This window comes from Pseudomonas peli, assembly GCF_900099645.1.
GTDB lineage: Bacteria > Pseudomonadota > Gammaproteobacteria > Pseudomonadales > Pseudomonadaceae > Aquipseudomonas > Aquipseudomonas peli.
On sequence record NZ_FMTL01000007.1, the window covers coordinates 15,526 to 33,438 of the forward strand.

A 17,913-nucleotide genomic window follows, 5' to 3' on the forward strand; every position below is an offset into this window, starting at 1 on the left:
AAGCGAAACCCGGCCAGGCCGGGTGTCAGGCGTTGCTTGTACTGATTAGTACAGGCGAACGCTGCGGCGCTGCTCGCGCTGCACTTTCTTGGCGTGACGCTTAACAGCGGCTGCTGCTTTACGCTTACGCTCGGAAGTTGGCTTTTCGTAGAATTCACGGCTGCGAACTTCAGCCAGAACACCGGCTTTTTCGCAGGAGCGCTTGAAACGACGCAGAGCTACGTCGAAGGGTTCGTTCTCTTTAACTTTGACGGCTGGCATCCAGGGCTTACCTTCTTTATTACCGGGGGTAACGTTACTCCTGGCAGATGGCGCTGGAGAACGTAGGTTTTTAAGGGTTGCGGATGTTACCGCCTCATCGCGAGGAATGCAAAGCCTCTGATCGAAAAGCGCTGGCCTGCTCGCGCCAGCGGCCATTATCATGCGCGCCTTCGAAGTTGCACACACTACTACAAGGCACTGCCCATGCTGGTTCTGGGATTGGAAACCTCCTGCGACGAAACCGGTGTCGCGCTCTACGACAGCGAACGTGGCCTGCTGGCCGATGCGCTCTTCAGCCAGATTGATCTGCACCGTGTGTATGGCGGCGTAGTGCCGGAGCTGGCTTCGCGCGATCACGTCAAGCGCATGCTGCCGTTGATCCGTCAGGTGTTGAACGAAGCCGGCTGCTTTGCGACTGACATCGACGCCATTGCCTATACCGCCGGCCCCGGCCTGGTCGGGGCGCTCCTCGTCGGGGCGTCCTGTGCCCAGGCCCTGGCGTTCGCCTGGGATATTCCTGCGCTCGGTGTGCACCATATGGAAGGCCATCTGCTGGCGCCGATGCTGGAAGAACAGCCGCCGGCTTTTCCGTTCGTCGCTTTGTTGGTGTCGGGCGGGCATACCCAGTTGGTTCGGGTCGATGGCATCGGTCAGTACCAGCTGCTCGGCGAGTCTCTGGATGATGCGGCGGGCGAGGCATTCGACAAGACCGCCAAGTTGATGGGGCTGCAGTATCCCGGTGGTCCGGAGATTGCCCGTCTGGCGCTGAGCGGTACGCCTGGGCGCTTCAAGTTTCCTCGGCCAATGACTGACCGCCCGGGGCTGGAGTTCAGCTTCAGCGGCCTGAAGACCTTTACCCTGAATACCTGGCAGCAGTGTCAGGCGTCGGGCGACAACTCCGAGCAGACTCGCTGCGACATCGCCCTGGCGTTCCAGCAGGCCGTGGTCGACACCCTCACTATCAAATGCAAGCGTGCCCTCAAGCAAACCGGGTTGAACAACCTGGTGATCGCCGGCGGTGTGAGTGCCAACCAGGCGCTGCGGCAGTCGCTGGAGAAGATGCTCGCTGAGCTGAAGGGCGGCGTGTTCTACGCTCGTCCAGCGTTCTGCACCGATAACGGCGCGATGATCGCCTATGCCGGCTGCCAGCGTTTACTGGCGGGGCAGCATGAGGATTTGAGCATCAAGGTGCAGGCACGCTGGCCGATGGAGCAACTGCCGGCGCTGTAAGCCGGCTGGGTTCGTTCATTCGATTTAGAAATGCCGCTCACGGCCGGCGAACAGATCGCGTAAATTGCTGCGGTGGCGCCAGACGATCAGTCCGGTCAGCGCGCAGACCGGCAACAGGGCGTCGGGTTGTTGCCACGCCAGCAGCGGCAGGGTCAGCGGTGTGGCGATCAGTGCAGCCAGCGAGCTGGTGCGAGTCAGAACAAAGGTCAGTAACCAGGCGGCAACGGCCAGTAAAGCGGCTGGCGGGTAAAGCCCCAAGAGCATGCCGGCGGCCGTGGCGACACCTTTGCCGCCACGGAAGTTGAAGTACAGCGGGTACAGGTGGCCGACAACGGCGGCCATGCCAACCCAAGCTTGTTGTTGCAGATTGAAGTTGAGCAGGCTGGCGATCAGCACCGGAAGCAAGCCCTTGAGCAGGTCGCCGATCAGCGTGAGGACAGCCAGGCGTTTACCAGCGACCCGAAGCATATTGGTGGCGCCGGGGTTGCCCGAGCCGCTGGCGCGTGGGTCCGGCCCGCCGCTTAGGCGGCTGAGCAGGATGGCGAAGGACAACGAGCCGAGCAGGTAGGCGAAGGACGCCAACAGCCAAAACATGGTATCCATTCCGGGGCAAGGGAGCCCTGATTCTAACTAGGTGCGACAGCCTTGTCGTGCCACGGAGAGCGTGCTTGGACACAGTTTTTATCGAGGGCCTGGAAGTCGATACGGTGATTGGTGCCTACGACTGGGAGCGTACCATTCGCCAGTGTTTGCGCCTGGACCTGTACCTGGGCTGGGATAACCGTCCCGCTGCTGCCGGTGACGAGCTGGACAAGGCGTTGGATTACGCCAAGGTTTCGCAGCGGATTCAGGCGTTTGCCAGCGAGTCGCAGTTTATCCTGGTGGAAACCTTTGCCGAGCGGTTGGTCGAGTTGCTCATGGCTGAGTTTCAGATCCCTTGGGTGCGCCTCAAGCTGACCAAGCCCGGTGCCGTGCCGGCGGCCAGTGGTGGGGTGGGCGTGGAGATCGAGCGCGGATGTCGCTAACTCCCGTACTACTCGGTCTGGGCAGCAATATTGGCCGCGAAGCACACCTGTGTGCCGGCCTCGATGCGCTTGATGGTCTGCTCAGTGAGATGCGCTGCTCGCCGGTGTTCGAAAGCCAGGCCGTGGGCATCAAGAGCGGCCCGTTCTTCAATCTGGTCGTGGCCGGCTACAGCGAGCTGCCGTTGGGCGAGCTGGACCGCCGGCTGAAGTTTATCGAAGCCGATAACGGCCGCTATGCGCCAGAGCGCAAGGGGCTACCGCTGGATATCGACGTGCTGCTGTACGGCGACCGGGTCGGCAATTTCGACGGTCTGATCCTGCCGCGAGCAGAAATCCTCAAGAACGCTTTCGTCCTTTGGCCCCTGGCCCTGTTGGTGCCGGATGTTCTGCACCCTGAGCAGCAGCGCAGCTTTGCCGAACTCTGGCATGCGGCGCAGATTGACCAGCAGCTGTGGCCGGTGGCTTTCAGCTGGCGTGAGCAAGCGCTCACCCCGACTGAACTGATAGCCGCTTACCCGGCTTCTTAGTCCGGAGTGGGGCTGGCGGAAGCGGCAGCTTTGAATGTTGTCAGTGCCTTCAGGCGCTCTTTGTTGAGCGCTTCACCTAACTCGGCGCCTTTCAAACCTTGCGCCAGTAGGGGTTGCACGGCCACTGCACGGGCGGCGTGCATGGCGGCCCGCAGGTAGTCAGCCTGCGGGTAGGCGCGTTGTTCCAGGCCGAGGCGGCCGCGGGCGTCCATTTCACAGGCCGCGATAAACTCTTCGAAGCGCTGCGGGCGGCGGAACACGTCGAAACCTTGCAGCAGCTTGAGCAAGGTCGAGGGTTTGAGTTCCAGGGCGCGGTGGCCGTGGGTGTGGAACTCGCCGACCTGTAGCGCCAGCTCCTGACAATCCTTGGGCGCCTTGCAGCGCTGGTTGATCGCCCGGATCAGTTTCAGGCCCTTGTGTTCATGGGCGATGTGGCGTGGCCACTCGGCCTCGGGGGTCAGGCCCTTGCCGACATCGTGCAGCAGGCAGGCCCAACGCACCGTCAGCGGTTGCTGGTGTTCGGCGCACTGGCGCAACACGCTGAGCACGTGCACGCCGGTGTCGATTTCCGGGTGATGGGCCGGTGACTGCGGGATGCCGAACAGCACGTCGACCTCCGGCAGCAGAACGCGCAGGGCGCCGCAGTCGCGCAACACCTGAATAAATACATCCGGCCGCGGTTCCATCAGCGCGCGGGAGATTTCCTTCCAGCTGCGCTCCGGCGTCAGCGCCGTCAGTTCGCCGGATTCGCTCAGTTCACGCATCAGCACCATGGTTTCTACGGCCACGCTGAAACCCAGGGGCGCATAGCGGGCGGCAAAACGGGCCACGCGCAGCACGCGCAGCGGGTCTTCGGCAAAGGCCGGGGAGACATGGCGCAACAGCTTTGCGGCCAGGTCTTGCTGGCCGCCGTAGGGGTCGATCAGTCGGCCCTGATCATCTTCGGCCATGGCGTTGACGGTCAGGTCACGGCGGATCAGATCCTCTTCCAGCGTGACTTCCGGACTGGCGAAGAAGGTGAAACCGCCGTAGCCGCGCCCGCTCTTGCGTTCGGTACGGGCCAGGGCGTATTCCTCGCTGGTCTGCGGGTGCAGGAACACCGGGAAATCCGCGCCGACCGGACGAAAGCCCTGTTCGAGCATCTGTTCGGCACTGGCGCCGACCACTACCCAGTCGATCTCGCTGACTTCACGGCCCAACAGGCGGTCGCGTACCGCGCCGCCCACTTTGTAAATCTGCATGGTTCATCCTCCGTTGTGCAGAGCATAACGGCTGGATGCGGGGGTTGTCCGGTTAGTGCTGTGGCTGGATGGCGTTCTGAGGGACTGGATTGCACCCGCTATGGGCTGGCCATGGGAATCTGCTGCAAGAGCGCTTGGGTGGCGCGCTCGAGCAGTTCGGCGCTGTCTTTGGCTGGGCTCAGGCCGGTGCTGACCAGACCCTCCCAGAGAGTTTGCTGTTCTGGGGTCGTCAGGCGGATGCGCAGGGTGCCGGTTTCATCACGCAGACGATGGATCGCCTGGTAGGGGCCGAGTGGAGTAGGCGGGGCTGCGTCGACCTTGAAATCCAGTGGGCTGTCCTGCACGGCCAGCCAGTAATAGACCTGAATTTCCGCGCTCGGGCTGGCCTGGTAACCGCGGTTGCTCAGGCCTTCGCGCAGCAGTTGCTCAAGCTGTTCATAGCGCTCGGCAAAGGGTACGTCACCCTCTACTGCCTGCTCGGCGGCGATCAGGCTGAAGCTGCGCTTACCTGCCAGTTCGGTGCTGGCGGGGGTCAGTACCTGGGCGCGCGGTAGCTGGCTACTACAGGTCGCCAGGGCCAGGCACAGCAGTAACACGGTAAACAGGCGCATCAGCAGACTCCCGGTTGCTCTGCTGCGCATGCTGGTGTTCGGCATGGGGCCTGCGCAACCGATCAAATGGGCGGAATCATCAGGTCGAGGCGCGGGTAGTCGTTGTCATGCTCGTTTTCATGTTTGGGCGGCACGTGCTGGGTGCCGATCAGTTGTTCGCCCTGATAGATCTCCAGGTGAATGTTAAAGCCCCACAGGCGGTGCAGGTGCTTGAGCACTTCCTCGGTCGAGTTACCCAGTGGTTTACGGTCATGCTGCTGATGGCGCAGGGTCAGTGAGCGGTCGCCGCGCCGATCAATGCTCCAGATCTGCACGTTGGGTTCGCGGTTGCCCAGGTTGTACTGCGCCGCCAGGGTTTCGCGGATGCTCCGATAGCCGGGCTCGTCATGGATTGCCGGGACGTACAGCTCGTCCTTCTGGTCGTCGTCGAGAATGCTGAACAGCTTGAGGTCGCGGATCACCTTGGGTGACAGGTACTGCAGGATAAAGCTCTCATCCTTGAAGCTGGTCATGGCGAACTTCAGGGTGCTCAGCCAGTCACTGCCGGCAATGTCGGGGAACCAACGACGGTCTTCCTCGGTGGGCTCTTCGCAGATACGGCGGATGTCGCGGTACATGGCAAAACCCAAGGCATAGGGGTTGATGCCACTGTAGTAGGAGCTGTCGAACGGCGGTTGGTAGACCACGCTGGTGTGCGACTGCAGAAACTCCATCATAAAGCCGTCGGTGACCAGGCCTTCGTCGTACAGGTCGTTCATCAGGGTGTAGTGCCAGAAGGTCGCCCAGCCTTCGTTCATCACCTGCGTTTGGCGTTGCGGGTAGAAGTACTGGGCGATCTTGCGCACGATGCGAATGATCTCGCGCTGCCAGGGCTCCAGCAGTGGCGCGTGTTTCTCCAGGAAATAGAGGATGTTCTCCTGCGGCTCGGCGGGGAAGCGCTTGCTGTCCTTGCCGTCGCCCTTGCTGGCGCTTTTCGGGATGGTGCGCCAGAGGTCGTTGATCTGCTTTTGCAGGTGCTCTTCGCGATCTTTCATGCGCCGCCGTTCTTCCTCGGCGGAAATTGGGTAGGGGCGTTTGTAGCGGTCGACGCCGTAGTTCATCAGGGCATGGCAGGAATCCAGCAGGTCTTCCACGGCGTCGATGCCGTGGCGCTCCTCGCACTGCATGATGTACTGCTTGGCGAACACCAGGTAATCGATGATTGAGCTGGCGTCCGTCCAGGTGCGGAACAGGTAGTTGCCCTTGAAGAAGCTATTGTGGCCGTAGCAGGCGTGGGCAATCACCAGGGCCTGCATGCAGATGGTGTTCTCTTCCATCAGGTAGGCGATGCACGGGTCGGAGTTGATCACGATTTCGTAGGCCAGGCCCATCTGCCCGCGCTTGTAGCCTTTCTCGGTGCTGAGGAAGTGCTTGCCGTAGGACCAGTGGTGGTAACCCAGCGGCATGCCGACCGAAGCGTAGGCGTCCATCATCTGCTCGGCGGTGATCACCTCGATCTGGTTGGGGTAGGTGTCCAGCGCATAGCGCTCGGCGATGCGCGCGATCTCGCGGTCGTACTGGCGGATCAGGTCGAAGGTCCACTCCGAGCCAGTGGAAATAGGCTGGCGCTTTTTGTCTTTGCTGTTGCTCATGTCACGAGCCTCCGCTGAAACAGGTCGCGAAATACCGGGTAGATATCGCCGGCCGAGACCAGCTGCTGCTGGGCAAAGGTGTCGGCGAACGCCTCGCTGACCTGCTCGTATTCAAACCACAGCGCCTGGTGCTCGCGCGGGGTGATCTCGACGTAGGTGAAGTACTGCACGAACGGCATGATCTGCTTGATCAGGATATCCCGGCACACCGGCGAGTCGTCATTCCAGTTGTCACCATCCGACGCCTGGGCGGCGTAGATATTCCATTCGTTGATCGGGTAGCGCTCGGCCATGATCTCCTGCATCAACTTGAGCGCGCTGGAAACGATGGTGCCGCCGGTTTCGCGTGAGTAGAAGAACTCCTGCTCGTCCACTTCGCGGGCACTGGTGTGGTGACGGATAAACACCACTTCGATCTTGTCGTAGTTCCGCTTGAGGAACAGGTACAGGAGGATAAAGAAGCGCTTGGCGATGTCCTTGGTCGATTGGGTCATCGAGCCGGATACGTCCATCAGGCAGAACATCACCGCTTTCGAGCTGGGGTTGGGTTGTTTGACCAGCAGGTTGTACTTGAGGTCGAAGGTGTCGAGGAAAGGCACGCGCTTGATCCGCGCCCGCAGTTTGCTGACTTCTTCTTCGAGTGCCTGGATATCGCTGAGGTTGTCTGGCTGTTCCAGCTTCAGGCGCTCCAACTCGGCCTGGGCGCTCTTGAGCTTGTTGCGGCTGCTGCCGGACAGGGCAATGCGTCTTGCATGGGCCGAGCGCAGGGTGCGGACGATATTGATGCGTGATGGATTGCCCTCATTGCTGATGCCGGCCCGCACATTCTTGAAGGTGTCGCTGCCAGTCAGGTGGCGCTTGATCAGGTTGGGCAGCTCCAGATCCTCGAACATGAAGTCGAGGAATTCCTCTTGGGTGATCTGGAAGACAAACTCATCCATGCCTTCACCAGAGTTGCTGGCTTTGCCCGCGCCTTGTCCGCCGCCACCGCCTTGCGGGCGGGCAATTTTCTCACCGGTGGTGAATTCGCGGTTGCCGGGGTGCACGGTGGTCTGGCGACCGCCACGGCCATGGTGCAATACCGGCTCGTCGATGTCGCGGCCGGGAATGCTGATTTGTTCGCCGTGTTCCATGTCGGTGATGGAGCGGCGGCTGACCGCCTCTTCCACTGCCTTCTTGATGTGATCACGGTAGCGCCGCAGGAAGCGTTGGCGGTTTACCGTGCTCTTGTTCTTGCCGTTCAGGCGGCGGTCGATCACATGGCTCATAACTGCCCTCCGTGCACTGCAGGCATCAGGCGCAAGCGCTGGCAGAGCGCGTTGCCGCGCTCTGCGCTGCTCCCTGGCCGGTTGCGCCAGGCCGTTCTATTGCGATTTACGAACCCGCAGATACCACTCGGACAACAGGCGCACCTGCTTGTCGGTGTAGCCGCGCTCGACCATGCGAGTGACGAAGTCGTTGTGTTTCTGTTGATCCTCCTTGCTCGCCTTGGCGTTGAAGCTGATGACGGGCAGCAGATCCTCGGTGTTGGAGAACATCTTCTTCTCGATCACCACGCGCAGCTTCTCGTAGCTGAGCCAGGTCGGGTTCTTGCCATTGTTGTTGGCGCGGGCGCGCAGCACGAAGTTGACGATCTCGTTGCGGAAATCCTTCGGGTTGCTGATGCCAGCGGGTTTCTCGATCTTCTCCAGTTCCTCGTTGAGCGCCACGCGGTTGAGAATCTCGCCGGTTTCCGGGTCACGGTATTCCTGATCCTGAATCCAGAAGTCGGCGTACAGCACATAGCGGTCGAAGATGTTCTGCCCGTACTCGCTGTAGGACTCCAGGTAAGCGGTCTGGATTTCCTTGCCGATAAACTCGATGTAGCGCGGGGCCAGGTACTCCTTGATAAAGCGCAGGTAGCGCTCGCGGGTTTCGGCGGGGAACTGTTCCTGCTCGATCTGCTGCTCCAGCACATACAGAAGGTGTACCGGGTTGGCGGCGATCTCGTGCGGGTCGAAGTTGAACACCTTGGAGAGAATCTTGAAGGCGAAGCGGGTCGACAGACCGGTCATGCCTTCATCCACCCCGGCGGTGTCGCGGTATTCCTGAATCGACTTGGCCTTGGGGTCGGTGTCCTTGAGATTTTCGCCGTCGTAGACGCGCATCTTCGAGTAGACGTTGGAGTTTTCCGGTTCTTTCAGGCGGCTCAGGGTGGAGAACTGCGCGAGCATTTTCAGCGTATCCGGCGCGCAGTGGGCCTTGGCCAGGGAGCTGTTGATCAGCAGTTTGTCGTAGATCTTGATCTCGTCCGACACGCGCAGGCAGTACGGCACCTTGACGATGTAGATACGGTCGATGAACGCTTCGTTGTTCTTGTTATTGCGGAAGCTGTGCCATTCCGACTCGTTGGAGTGGGCCAGCAGGATGCCGCTGTAAGGGATCGCGCCGAGGCCTTCGGTACTGTTGTAGTTGCCCTCTTGGGTGGCCGTCAGCAGTGGATGCAGCACCTTGATCGGTGCCTTGAACATCTCGACGAATTCCATCAGGCCCTGGTTGGCCCGGCACAGTGCGCCCGAGTAGCTGTAGGCGTCGGCATCGTTCTGCGGGTATTCCTCCAGCTTGCGGATATCCACCTTGCCGACCAGGGCGGAGATGTCCTGATTGTTTTCGTCGCCCGGCTCGGTCTTGGCCACGGCGATCTGGTTGAGGATCGAGGGGTAGAGCTTGACCACGCGGAACTGGCTGATATCGCCGCCGAACTCTTGCAGGCGCTTGGTGGCCCAGGGCGACATGATGCTGTTGAGGTAGCGCCGGGGGATGCCGTAATCCTCTTCGAGGATGGCGCCGTCTTCAGCGTCGCTGAACAGGCCCAGTGGCGACTCAAATACGGGCGACCCTTTGATGGCATAGAAGGGGACTTTCTCGATCAGGTGCTTGAGCTTTTCCGCCAGCGAAGATTTACCGCCGCCTACCGGACCGAGCAGGTAGAGGATCTGCTTCTTCTCTTCGAGGCCTTGGGCGGCGTGGCGGAAGTAGGAAACGATCTGGTCGATGCACTCTTCCATGCCGTGGAAGTCGGCAAACGCGGGGTAGCGGCGAATCACCTTGTTGGAGAAAATTCGCGAGAGCCGTGGGTCGGTTGAGGTGTCGAGCAGTTCCGGCTCACCGATCGCCAACAACAGGCGTTCAGCTGCCGAGGCGTAGGCGCTGCGATCCTGTTTGCACAGCTCGAGGTACTCCTGGAGGGAAAACTCCTCCTGGCGAGTCGCTTCGAAACGTTGTTGGAAGTGGCTGAATATGCTCATGACTTCACCTCGCTCGATGCGCAGAGCCGGTGCGGGGTCGGTCAGGTGCTTGGCAGCTCCGGTGCGGATGCAGCCGGGTAAAACCCCCAGAACACCAAATAGTCATACCGATGGCCCGATGCCGTTTGGCCGGCTCTACCTTGTTTTGGATGGCCTGAGCTAAAGGATAGTTCGGAATCAGCGGGGTCAAGTGGCGGGGAACGATAACAGGATATTACCGTTGGTCAGTGGAGGCCGGCAGGCCGCTGCTGGTGCGGCCTGTGCGGTGAAAAAATTATTCTTCGGCGGCTTGTGCGGTGTCGCTGGGGAAAGTTGCACGCCACAGCTCGAAACCACCATCGAGGCTGTAGACATCACTAAAGCCCTGGCCGACCAGATAGGCCGCGGCGCTTTGGCTGGAGTTGCCGTGGTAGCAGGTGACGATCAGCGGCGCATCGAGATCAGCCTGAGTGATAAAGGCATGCAGTGAGTGGTTGTCGAGGTGTTGCGAGCCGCTGATGTGGCCAGCGGCGAAGCTCTGCGGGTCACGGATGTCGACCACTACTGCGCCTTGCTGGCGCAGGGCCTGAGCCTGCTCGGGGGGGATGCGTTTGAATTCGCTCATGCTTGCTCCTTACAGTCGCAGCTGTATTTTTCGCCGCTATCGATATTCATCAGGGTCATGCTCGCCCCCCATACGCAGCCGGTATCCAGGGCGATCACGTCGGGTTCAGTCGATTGCCCTTCGAGCGCTGCCCAGTGGCCGAAGATGATCCGTTGGCCACGGGTCTTACGCTGTTTGTAGCTGAACCAGGGGGCGTAGCCCGGTGGTGCTGAGCCGACGCCTTCCTTGCTTTTCAGGTCGAGGGTGCCGTCGGCTTTGCAGAAGCGCATGCGGGTGAAGTAGTTGGTGATGACCCGCAGGCGCGTAACGCCGTGCAGGTCGCCGTCCCACTTGGCCGGTTCGTTGCCGTACATGCCGTCGAGAAACAGCGGCAGGCGCGCGTCATCACGCAGGGCTTCCTCCACTTCGGCCGCGCGGCGGAGGGCTTTGTCCATGTTCCACTGCGGCGGGATGCCCGCATGCACCAGGGCGGTATCGCGGGCTTCATCGTAATGCAGGAGTTTCTGCTGGCGCAGCCAGTCGAGCAGGTCAGCCGCATCCGGCGCGTCGATGATTTCGCGCAGGGTATCGCCTCTCTTCAGCCGTTCGATATTGTGCGCTACGGCCAGCAAGTGCAGGTCGTGGTTACCCAATACGCAGGTCAATGCATCGCGGATGCTGTAGAGGAAACGCAGCGTTGCCAGAGATTCAGGGCCGCGGTTAACCAGATCACCGACCAGCCATAGTTTGTCCTTCGCTGGATCAAAGGCCACGCGTTCAAGCAGGCATTGCAACGGTTTCAGGCAGCCTTGCAGGTCGCCGACAGCGTAGGTGGCCATCAGTGCAGCGAGCCCGGCACCGCAAGACGGAAGGGCGCGATCAGTGCGTCAAAGCGTTTACCGTCTTCGGCGAGCATCTGATAACTGCCCTGCATGATTCCGACGCGGGTGGCCATCACCGTGCCGCTGCTGTAGGTGTGGCTGGCGCCTGCCTCGATCAGCGGCTGTTGGCCGATGACGCCGGCACCACGCACTTCCTGCACACGGCCGTCACCGTCGGTGATCACCCAGTGCCGCGAGAGCAGTTTGGCCGGCAGTTCACCCTTGTTGCTCACCGTGACGGTGTAGGCGAATGCAAAACGGTTCTGCTCCGGCTGGGATTGCTCCGGCAGGTAGCGGGTGACGACGCTGACGTCGATGTTGTAACGCGAATCGCTCATGCGTAATTAACTCGGTAGGCAGAAGCAGTCTAGCCGCTGTCAGTCGGCGTTGGGGTGTTCGGCCAGTTTGTCCGCCAGGCGTACAAACGCAGCCAGATCCAGTTGCTCAGGGCGCAGGCTGCCATCGACGCCCGCCGCTTCGATGGCATCGGCCGGCAGTAAGTTCTTCAAGGTGTTACGCAGTGTCTTACGCCGTTGGTTAAAGGCTTCGCGCACCACACGCTCAAGCAGGTGGTGGTCCTTGGCCGGGTGCGGCAGCACCTCGTGTGGCACCAGGCGGACGATCGCCGAATCAACCTTTGGCGGCGGATTGAACGCGCCAGGACCGACATTGAACAGGTGCTCCACACGGCAGTGGTACTGCACCATGATCGACAACCGGCCCCAGTCGCCGCCGCCGGGCACTGCGGCCATGCGCTCAACCACTTCCTTCTGCAGCATAAAGTGCATGTCGCGAATCAATGCGGCATTGCTCAGCAGGTGGAAGATCAGTGGCGTGGAGATGTTGTAGGGCAGGTTGCCGACCACACGCAGGCTGCGTGGTGCAGCCTGTAGCTGGTTGAAATCGAATTTGAGGGCGTCGCCCTGGTTCAGGCGAAAGCGCGGGTTGCTGCCGAACTGGTGTTGCAGGATCGGCACCAAGTCGCGGTCGAGTTCAATCACGTCGAGCTGCGCGCCGCTGCTCAGCAACCCTTCGGTCAATGCGCCCTGGCCTGGGCCGATTTCCAGCATGTGTTCACCTTCGCGGGCGAAGATGGCGCGCAGAATGCGGTGAATCACCCCGGCGTCATGCAGGAAATTCTGGCCGAAACGCTTGCGCGCGCGGTGTTGGTATTCGGACATGCAGCAGCTCCAGGCTTCAAAGCATCGGCTTGAAGCGAATTTAACGCGGGTAGAAAGCCGCACAGTTTAACAGCATTGGCGGCGTACGCCCCGTGCCGGGCGTTGCAGTCAGGCGCTTTTCACCTGACTGGCGGCCATTTCATAGGCCGTTTGCAGGGCGACCTGCAGGCTGCCGCTGTCGATTTTGCCGCTACCCGCCAGGTCCAGCGCCGTGCCGTGATCGACTGAGGTGCGGATAATCGGTAGCCCCAAGGTGATGTTCACCGCTGCGCCAAAGCCTTTGTATTTGAGCACCGGCAAGCCCTGGTCGTGGTACATCGCCAACACCGCATCGCAGTGCTCAAGGTGTTTGGGAGTGAACAGCGTGTCGGCGGGTAGTGGGCCGATCAGGTTGATACCTTCGCTGCGTAACTGCTGCAGGGTGGGCTCTATCACCTCGATTTCTTCCATGCCCAAATGGCCGCCTTCACCGGCGTGCGGGTTGAGACCGCAAACCAGAATGCGCGGGGCAGTGATGCCGAATTTCGTGCGCAGGTCATGGTCGAGAATGCGTGTGACGCGACTGAGACGCTCTGGGGTGATGGCTGCGGCTACATCCTTGAGTGGCAAGTGTGTGGTCACCAACGCGACACGCAGGCCGTGGGTAGCGAGCATCATCACCACCTGCTCGGTGTGGGTCAGTTCGGCGAGAAACTCGGTGTGCCCGGAGAAGGCAATCCCGCCTTCGTTGATCACGCCCTTGTGCACGGGGGCGGTAATCATGCCTGCGAAGTGGCCGTCGAGGCAGCCCTGGCCGGCGCGGGTCAGTGTTTCCAGTACGTAGGGCGCGTTACGTGCGTTCAGCTGGCCAGCAACCACGGCCGCGGCGAGTGGTGTATCCCAGACGTACAGACTACCTGCCGCCGCAGCCTGGCTTGGCCAGGCACCGGGGCTGACGTTGATCAGGTCAATGCTTAACCCAAGCAGCTGGGCGCGCTCAGCTAACAAGTCGCGACTGGCGATGGCAATCAGCGCGTGCGGCTGTGCGTGACGCGCCAGCAGCAGGCAGAGGTCGGGGCCTATGCCGGCTGGTTCGCCAGGTGTTAGCGCAAAAAGACGGGCGGTGTTCATGGAGGGGCTCTCACGTCTGTGCCATAAGGGTTAGCCCATCAGGTGGCGAGGGCGGTGAGGCATTATGCGTCGCCCTGGCGAGTAGCTGCCAGGTTTGAGCGGCCACAAAAAAGCCTGGCTCTGCAGATGCATCAGCCAGGCTTTTCGGTTGTCTGCGCGAGCGCGATGCGCCTGTCAGAGTTTGGTTTCGACGTAGGCCTCGTCGCGGATCTGGCGTAGCCACGCTTGCAGCTCTTCATCGTACTTGCGGTTACGCAGTACCGTCATGGCCTGCTGCTCGCGGTACTGTGCGCTGCTGTCCGTGGCGCGGCGGCCCATGACTTCGAGAACATGCCAGCCGTAAGGGCTCTTGAAAGGTTTGGACAGCTCGCCAGCTGGCGTGTTGTTCATCACTTCGCGGAATTCAGGAACCAGTACATTTGGGTCGATCCAGCTCAGGGTGCCGCCGTTCAGCGCCGAGCCTGGGTCTTCGGAGAAATTCTTCGCCAGTTCGGCGAAATCTTCCCCTGCCAGGATCCGCTGGTACAGGCGTTCAACCAGGCGTTTGGTTTCAGCTTCGCTACGGATTTCGCTGGGTTTGATCAGGATATGGCGAACGTTCACTTCGTCGCGTACCTGGCTGTCACCGCCGCGCTTTTCCAGTAGCTTGATCATGATAAAGCCGCCGGGAGTCCGCATCGGCTCTGTCACCTGGCCTACCGACAAGGCGCTAAGCATGCTGTCGAAAGGCGGTGGCAACTGCCCGGCTTTACGCCAGCCCATTTCGCCACCTTCCAGCGCGGTTTCGCTGGCCGAGCGTGCAATGGCCAGCTGGGCGAAGTCGGCACCCTGTTGCAGCTGCTGGTACAGCTCACGAGCTTGACGCTCGGCCGCCTGAATATCTTCCGGAGATGCAGCTTCGGTGACCGGAATCAGGATGTTAGCCAGGCGGAATTCTTCCGACAGCTGCATCTTGCCCATGTCTGAGGCGAGGAAGTTTTGCACTTCCTGATCGGTGACCTGGATGCGCTCAGCCACGCGGCGTTGGCGCACACGGCTGATGATCATCTCGCGGCGAACTTGGTCACGGGCATCGGTGTACGAGAGGCCATCTGCCGCCAAGGCGGCGCGGAACTGCTCGATGCTCATGCCATTACGCTGGGCGATGGTGCCAATGGCCTGGTTCAGCTCTTCATCAGTGATGCGAATGCCAGAACGTTCGCCAATCTGTAGCTGGATGTTTTCGATGATCAGCCGCTCAAGCACTTGCTGGCTGAGCACATGCTCCGGCGGCAGGGCTGCACCGCGCTGGGTGATGGTTTGCTGCACTTCACGCAAGCGTGAGTCGAGCTGGCTTTGCATCACCACGTCATTGTCGACAATCGCTACAACGCGGTTGAGAGGTTGAACCGCCGCATTTGCCGCGGTACCCAGAAACAGCGCGCCCAACAGCAGGGGGCGCACGCAATCAGAAAGCTTGATCTTCACGTTCACGATAACCTTGAATGCCTTGGTCGAGGAAAGTCTCAACTTTATTGCCGACTACGCCACCCAGACCTTTGAGTACGATCTGCAAGAAGATGCCGCGATCAGCCTGGTCGTTCAGTGACGGGTTCAGGCTGACTTCGTCGTAGTCAATCCAGTAACGGTTGATCAGACGCAGTTTCCAGCAGCAGCTGTCGTACTCGAAGCCTGCGAAGGCCTCCAGTGTACGGTCGCGGCCATAGTCATACTGCCAGCGAGAGATCACGCTCCACTGCGGCACGATTGGCCAGATGACCGAGAAGTCGTGCTGGCTGATCTTGTAGTAGTCCTTGATGTAGTTCGGGCTGCCCGGGGTACCGTAGTCACCACCGCCAACTACCCAGTTACCACTGGCTTCGTCATAGCGTACAGTGTCATTGCGGTAACGGTACCCGGCGTTGACCACCTTGTTCGGATTGTCTTCTGGCTGGTAGTGGAACATGGCGCTACCCGATCGGGTGCTGCCACTGTCTGGATCCCAGTTGAAGTCCGACGAGAAGCGCCAGTCGCGGTTAAAGCGATACAGGTACTCAAGCGCGTAAGGCGATACCGATGCTGTTGCATCACCGCGAGTGCGGTAATCAATGCCTGGCAATTGGACCTGGCGATCTTCAAAGTAGAAGGCTTGGCCGATGCTAAAGCGCTGGCGCTCAAAGCCGTTGGGCTCAATCCAGCGGTTGGTTACGCCCAGAGACAACTTGTTCTCGTCACCGATACGGTCTTTGCCGGAGAAGCGGTTTTCACGCCACAGCGAGGAGTAGCTGAAGTTGCTTTCGCTGGTGTCAAAGACCGGAATATCTGTCTGGTCTTCCTCGGGTACATAGAGGTAGAACAGGCGAGGCTCAAGGGTCTGACGGTAGGACTTGCCGAACCATTGAGTGTTGCGGTCAAAGTACAGGCCGCTATCCAGGCTGAACATGCCTACGCCGCGGCTTTGACTGCTCTTGTATTCCTGTTCTGCCAGCAGCGTATTCTTGCCTTGCTGATCAAGTGTCAGATCGTAGTTGGTCTGCAGATACTTGACCTGTGGCTTGAAATAGCCCCAGCTCCAGTTCAATGGGAGGCTAACTGCCGGCTCGATATGCAGACGATCGCCATTGGCGCGCGCTAGACCTTGGACGACGGTGTCATACCACGGGGTGCCGATGCTTCCATCGGCGTTGAGCGGGCCGCCGTCTTCATCAATAAAGTTGCCTTTGCGCAGGCTACGGTCGAAGCGCACATATTCCGTGCCATAACTGAAGTTAACGCCTGCGGGTTTAAATGGCAGTACGCCATCCAGAGTCAGTTGCGGCAGACGGTTATACGGGGTGATGTCGGTGATATTTGCCAGCTCGTATGCGTGCGCATTCAGGCGTGCGGTGTAACTGTCACCACGGTAGGTCAATGTGCCGCGCTGATTGACATAACCCGTTGCGCTTACGCCCAGGTCAGTGTCCAGATCCTGGAAGTAGTAAGGGTCGCTGATGTCGGTGTAATCAACTTCCGCCAGTAGGCGCGAGGTGAGGCCTGTTTTATGCTGCCAGCTGTACATCCAGCGCTGATCTTCGTAATCCGACTGTAGCTTACGATCATCGTTACTGTCGTCGAGGTACGCGCCGCCAACCTGACCTTCGCTGTTCTTGGTGAGGTAGCGGAATTCGCCTTCCATCATCAAGCCGCGATCGCTCATATAGGTCGGGTACAGCGTTGCGTCATAGTTTGGCGCAAGGTTGAAGTAGTACGGCGTTTGCAGGGTCAGGCCATTATCGCTTGAGCTGCCGATGCTCGGCGGCAGGAAGCCGGACTGGCGACGGTCATCAATCGGGAAGTAGATATAAGGTGTGTAGAACACCGGAATATTCTTCACCCGCAGAGTGACGTTGGTCGCCGTGCCGAAACCGGTGGCCGGGTTCAGTGTGATGTTATTGCCCTTCAGGTGCCAGGCGTTACTGCCGGGCTCACAGCTGGTATAGGTGCCGTCTTTCAGGCGGATAATCGCGCTTTCTTCGCGCTTGGCATAGAGCGCGTTGCCGCGGATATGGCTCTTGTGCAGGACGTATTCGGCGTTGTCGACTTTGGCTTCACCATTGTCCAGCTGCAGCTCGGCGCGGTCACCTACGACTAACATGCCCTGGTCACGCAGGCGCACATTACCGATCAGCTCGCCACGGTTCTCCGCCTGACGCAGGTTGGCTTCATCCGCCTCGACCTGCATGCCAGCTTGGCGCAGAACCACGTCACCGGCGAGGGTGGCGACTTGCTCTTCTTGCTCATAACGCGAGGCTTTGGCCGAAACGAACATCGGTGCCTCATCCATCGGCGTTTTGTCGTCCATGCCTGGGCGCGTCGGCTCTACATACGCGCCTGCGCAGTAAGGGCCGGCTTCAGCCAACTGAGCAGCGCTGAGGTTTTCGCGCGGCACCCAGTCCAGGTGGCTGTAGTCAGCGCTGCGCGACACGAGGCCTTTGCCACGACTTTCAGTCACTAGGGTCGCTTGCGCGGTTTTCCCTTCAGCTGCTTCGGTGCTGCCTTCACCAGCGTTGCTGCTGGCGACCGAATCACGTTGTACTGGCCGTGCAGGCAGTGCAGCATTGCTGGCTTTCGGGGCACATGCCCAGCCGCCGGTGGCGGAAACCTGGCAATCATACTGCTCGGCAGCGATAGCAAAAGGAACGGCTAAAGGTTGTAGCGCCAGAAGGCTGCCAGTGACCAGTAGAGGGAATTTTTTACGAAACGCGGGGTATTTTACTGCCATCTTATTTTTTCCGGGCTTCCTGCGCGCCATTGGCCCTGAGGCCGCACGCCTCTCGATGGGCTTGAAAAGATGCTGGATAATAAAGCATGACCCGCGCAACGGCTA

General features: G+C 60.3%; 17 protein-coding genes. 3 read left to right on the forward strand and 14 right to left on the reverse strand.

All coding sequences use genetic code 11. The features are described from left to right. Positions 1-45: 45 nt before the first annotated feature. Positions 46-261, reverse strand: a complete 216-nt coding sequence (gene rpsU, locus BLO50_RS20060; RefSeq protein ID WP_003296736.1) for a 30S ribosomal protein S21 — start codon at positions 259-261, stop codon at positions 46-48. Positions 262-465: 204 nt separating this feature from the next. Here rpsU and tsaD point away from each other — a divergent pair, with 204 nt between their 5' ends. Further along, positions 466-1,491 carry a tRNA (adenosine(37)-N6)-threonylcarbamoyltransferase complex transferase subunit TsaD gene (gene tsaD / locus BLO50_RS20065; RefSeq protein WP_090256060.1) on the forward strand — a complete coding sequence of 342 codons (1,026 nt, stop codon included), beginning with the start codon at positions 466-468 and terminating at the stop codon, positions 1,489-1,491. A gap of 24 nt (positions 1,492-1,515) precedes the next feature. Here the strand turns inward: tsaD and plsY are convergent, their stop codons facing one another. Further along, the gene (gene plsY, locus BLO50_RS20070; RefSeq protein WP_090256061.1) at positions 1,516-2,085 is read right to left on the reverse strand and encodes a glycerol-3-phosphate 1-O-acyltransferase PlsY; all 570 of its coding nucleotides are present in this window, start codon (positions 2,083-2,085) and stop codon (positions 1,516-1,518) included. Between the two features lie 74 nt (positions 2,086-2,159). Here plsY and folB point away from each other — a divergent pair, with 74 nt between their 5' ends. Both folB and folK read left to right on the forward strand, forming a co-directional pair. After that, on the forward strand, positions 2,160-2,516 hold the full coding sequence (folB, locus tag BLO50_RS20075; RefSeq protein WP_090256062.1) for a dihydroneopterin aldolase: 357 nt from the start codon (positions 2,160-2,162) through the stop codon (positions 2,514-2,516). Further along, a complete protein-coding gene (gene folK / locus BLO50_RS20080; RefSeq protein ID WP_090256063.1) occupies positions 2,507-3,043 on the forward strand; it encodes a 2-amino-4-hydroxy-6-hydroxymethyldihydropteridine diphosphokinase in 537 nt (178 codons plus the stop codon). Before folB ends, folK begins: the two co-directional genes overlap by 10 nt. Here folK and BLO50_RS20085 read toward each other — a convergent pair. The 12 genes from BLO50_RS20085 to BLO50_RS20140 all read right to left on the reverse strand — a co-directional run bounded on the left by BLO50_RS20085 (position 3,040) and on the right by BLO50_RS20140 (position 17,808). Beyond that, positions 3,040-4,284 carry a multifunctional CCA addition/repair protein gene (locus BLO50_RS20085; RefSeq protein ID WP_090256064.1) on the reverse strand — a complete coding sequence of 415 codons (1,245 nt, stop codon included), beginning with the start codon at positions 4,282-4,284 and terminating at the stop codon, positions 3,040-3,042. The genes folK and BLO50_RS20085 overlap by 4 nt on opposite strands. A gap of 98 nt (positions 4,285-4,382) precedes the next feature. Then, positions 4,383-4,895, reverse strand: coding sequence for a DUF4136 domain-containing protein (locus tag BLO50_RS20090; RefSeq protein WP_090256065.1), 513 nt, complete (start codon positions 4,893-4,895; stop codon positions 4,383-4,385). A 62-nt stretch (positions 4,896-4,957) separates the two neighbouring features. Further along, entirely contained in the window at positions 4,958-6,526 is a 1,569-nt protein-coding gene (locus tag BLO50_RS20095; RefSeq protein ID WP_090256066.1) for a SpoVR family protein, read from the reverse strand. Continuing rightward, a complete protein-coding gene (locus BLO50_RS20100) occupies positions 6,523-7,794 on the reverse strand; it encodes a YeaH/YhbH family protein (RefSeq protein ID WP_090256067.1) in 1,272 nt (423 codons plus the stop codon). Before BLO50_RS20100 ends, BLO50_RS20095 begins: the two co-directional genes overlap by 4 nt. A 96-nt stretch (positions 7,795-7,890) precedes the next feature. Next, positions 7,891-9,813, reverse strand: a complete 1,923-nt coding sequence (locus BLO50_RS20105) for a PrkA family serine protein kinase (protein WP_090256068.1) — start codon at positions 9,811-9,813, stop codon at positions 7,891-7,893. 274 nt (positions 9,814-10,087) lie between these two features. Further along, positions 10,088-10,417 carry a thiosulfate sulfurtransferase GlpE gene (glpE, locus tag BLO50_RS20110; RefSeq protein WP_090256069.1) on the reverse strand — a complete coding sequence of 110 codons (330 nt, stop codon included), beginning with the start codon at positions 10,415-10,417 and terminating at the stop codon, positions 10,088-10,090. Next, a complete protein-coding gene (locus tag BLO50_RS20115) occupies positions 10,414-11,235 on the reverse strand; it encodes a symmetrical bis(5'-nucleosyl)-tetraphosphatase (protein WP_090256070.1) in 822 nt (273 codons plus the stop codon). The genes glpE and BLO50_RS20115 overlap by 4 nt, the downstream gene beginning before the upstream one ends. Further along, the gene (gene apaG, locus BLO50_RS20120) at positions 11,235-11,615 is read right to left on the reverse strand and encodes a Co2+/Mg2+ efflux protein ApaG (RefSeq protein WP_090256071.1); all 381 of its coding nucleotides are present in this window, start codon (positions 11,613-11,615) and stop codon (positions 11,235-11,237) included. The genes BLO50_RS20115 and apaG overlap by 1 nt, the downstream gene beginning before the upstream one ends. Positions 11,616-11,654: 39 nt before the next feature. After that, positions 11,655-12,458: a 16S rRNA (adenine(1518)-N(6)/adenine(1519)-N(6))-dimethyltransferase RsmA gene (rsmA, locus tag BLO50_RS20125; protein WP_090256072.1), complete on the reverse strand. Its 804-nt coding sequence runs from the start codon at positions 12,456-12,458 to the stop codon at positions 11,655-11,657. Between the two features lie 108 nt (positions 12,459-12,566). Then, positions 12,567-13,568, reverse strand: coding sequence for a 4-hydroxythreonine-4-phosphate dehydrogenase PdxA (gene pdxA / locus BLO50_RS20130; RefSeq protein ID WP_090256073.1), 1,002 nt, complete (start codon positions 13,566-13,568; stop codon positions 12,567-12,569). Between the two features lie 174 nt (positions 13,569-13,742). Continuing rightward, on the reverse strand, positions 13,743-15,035 hold the full coding sequence (locus BLO50_RS20135; RefSeq protein WP_167354484.1) for a peptidylprolyl isomerase: 1,293 nt from the start codon (positions 15,033-15,035) through the stop codon (positions 13,743-13,745). Beyond that, on the reverse strand, positions 15,016-17,808 hold the full coding sequence (locus BLO50_RS20140; protein WP_090256075.1) for an LPS-assembly protein LptD: 2,793 nt from the start codon (positions 17,806-17,808) through the stop codon (positions 15,016-15,018). Before BLO50_RS20140 ends, BLO50_RS20135 begins: the two co-directional genes overlap by 20 nt. Between the last annotated feature and the right edge of the window lie 105 nt (positions 17,809-17,913).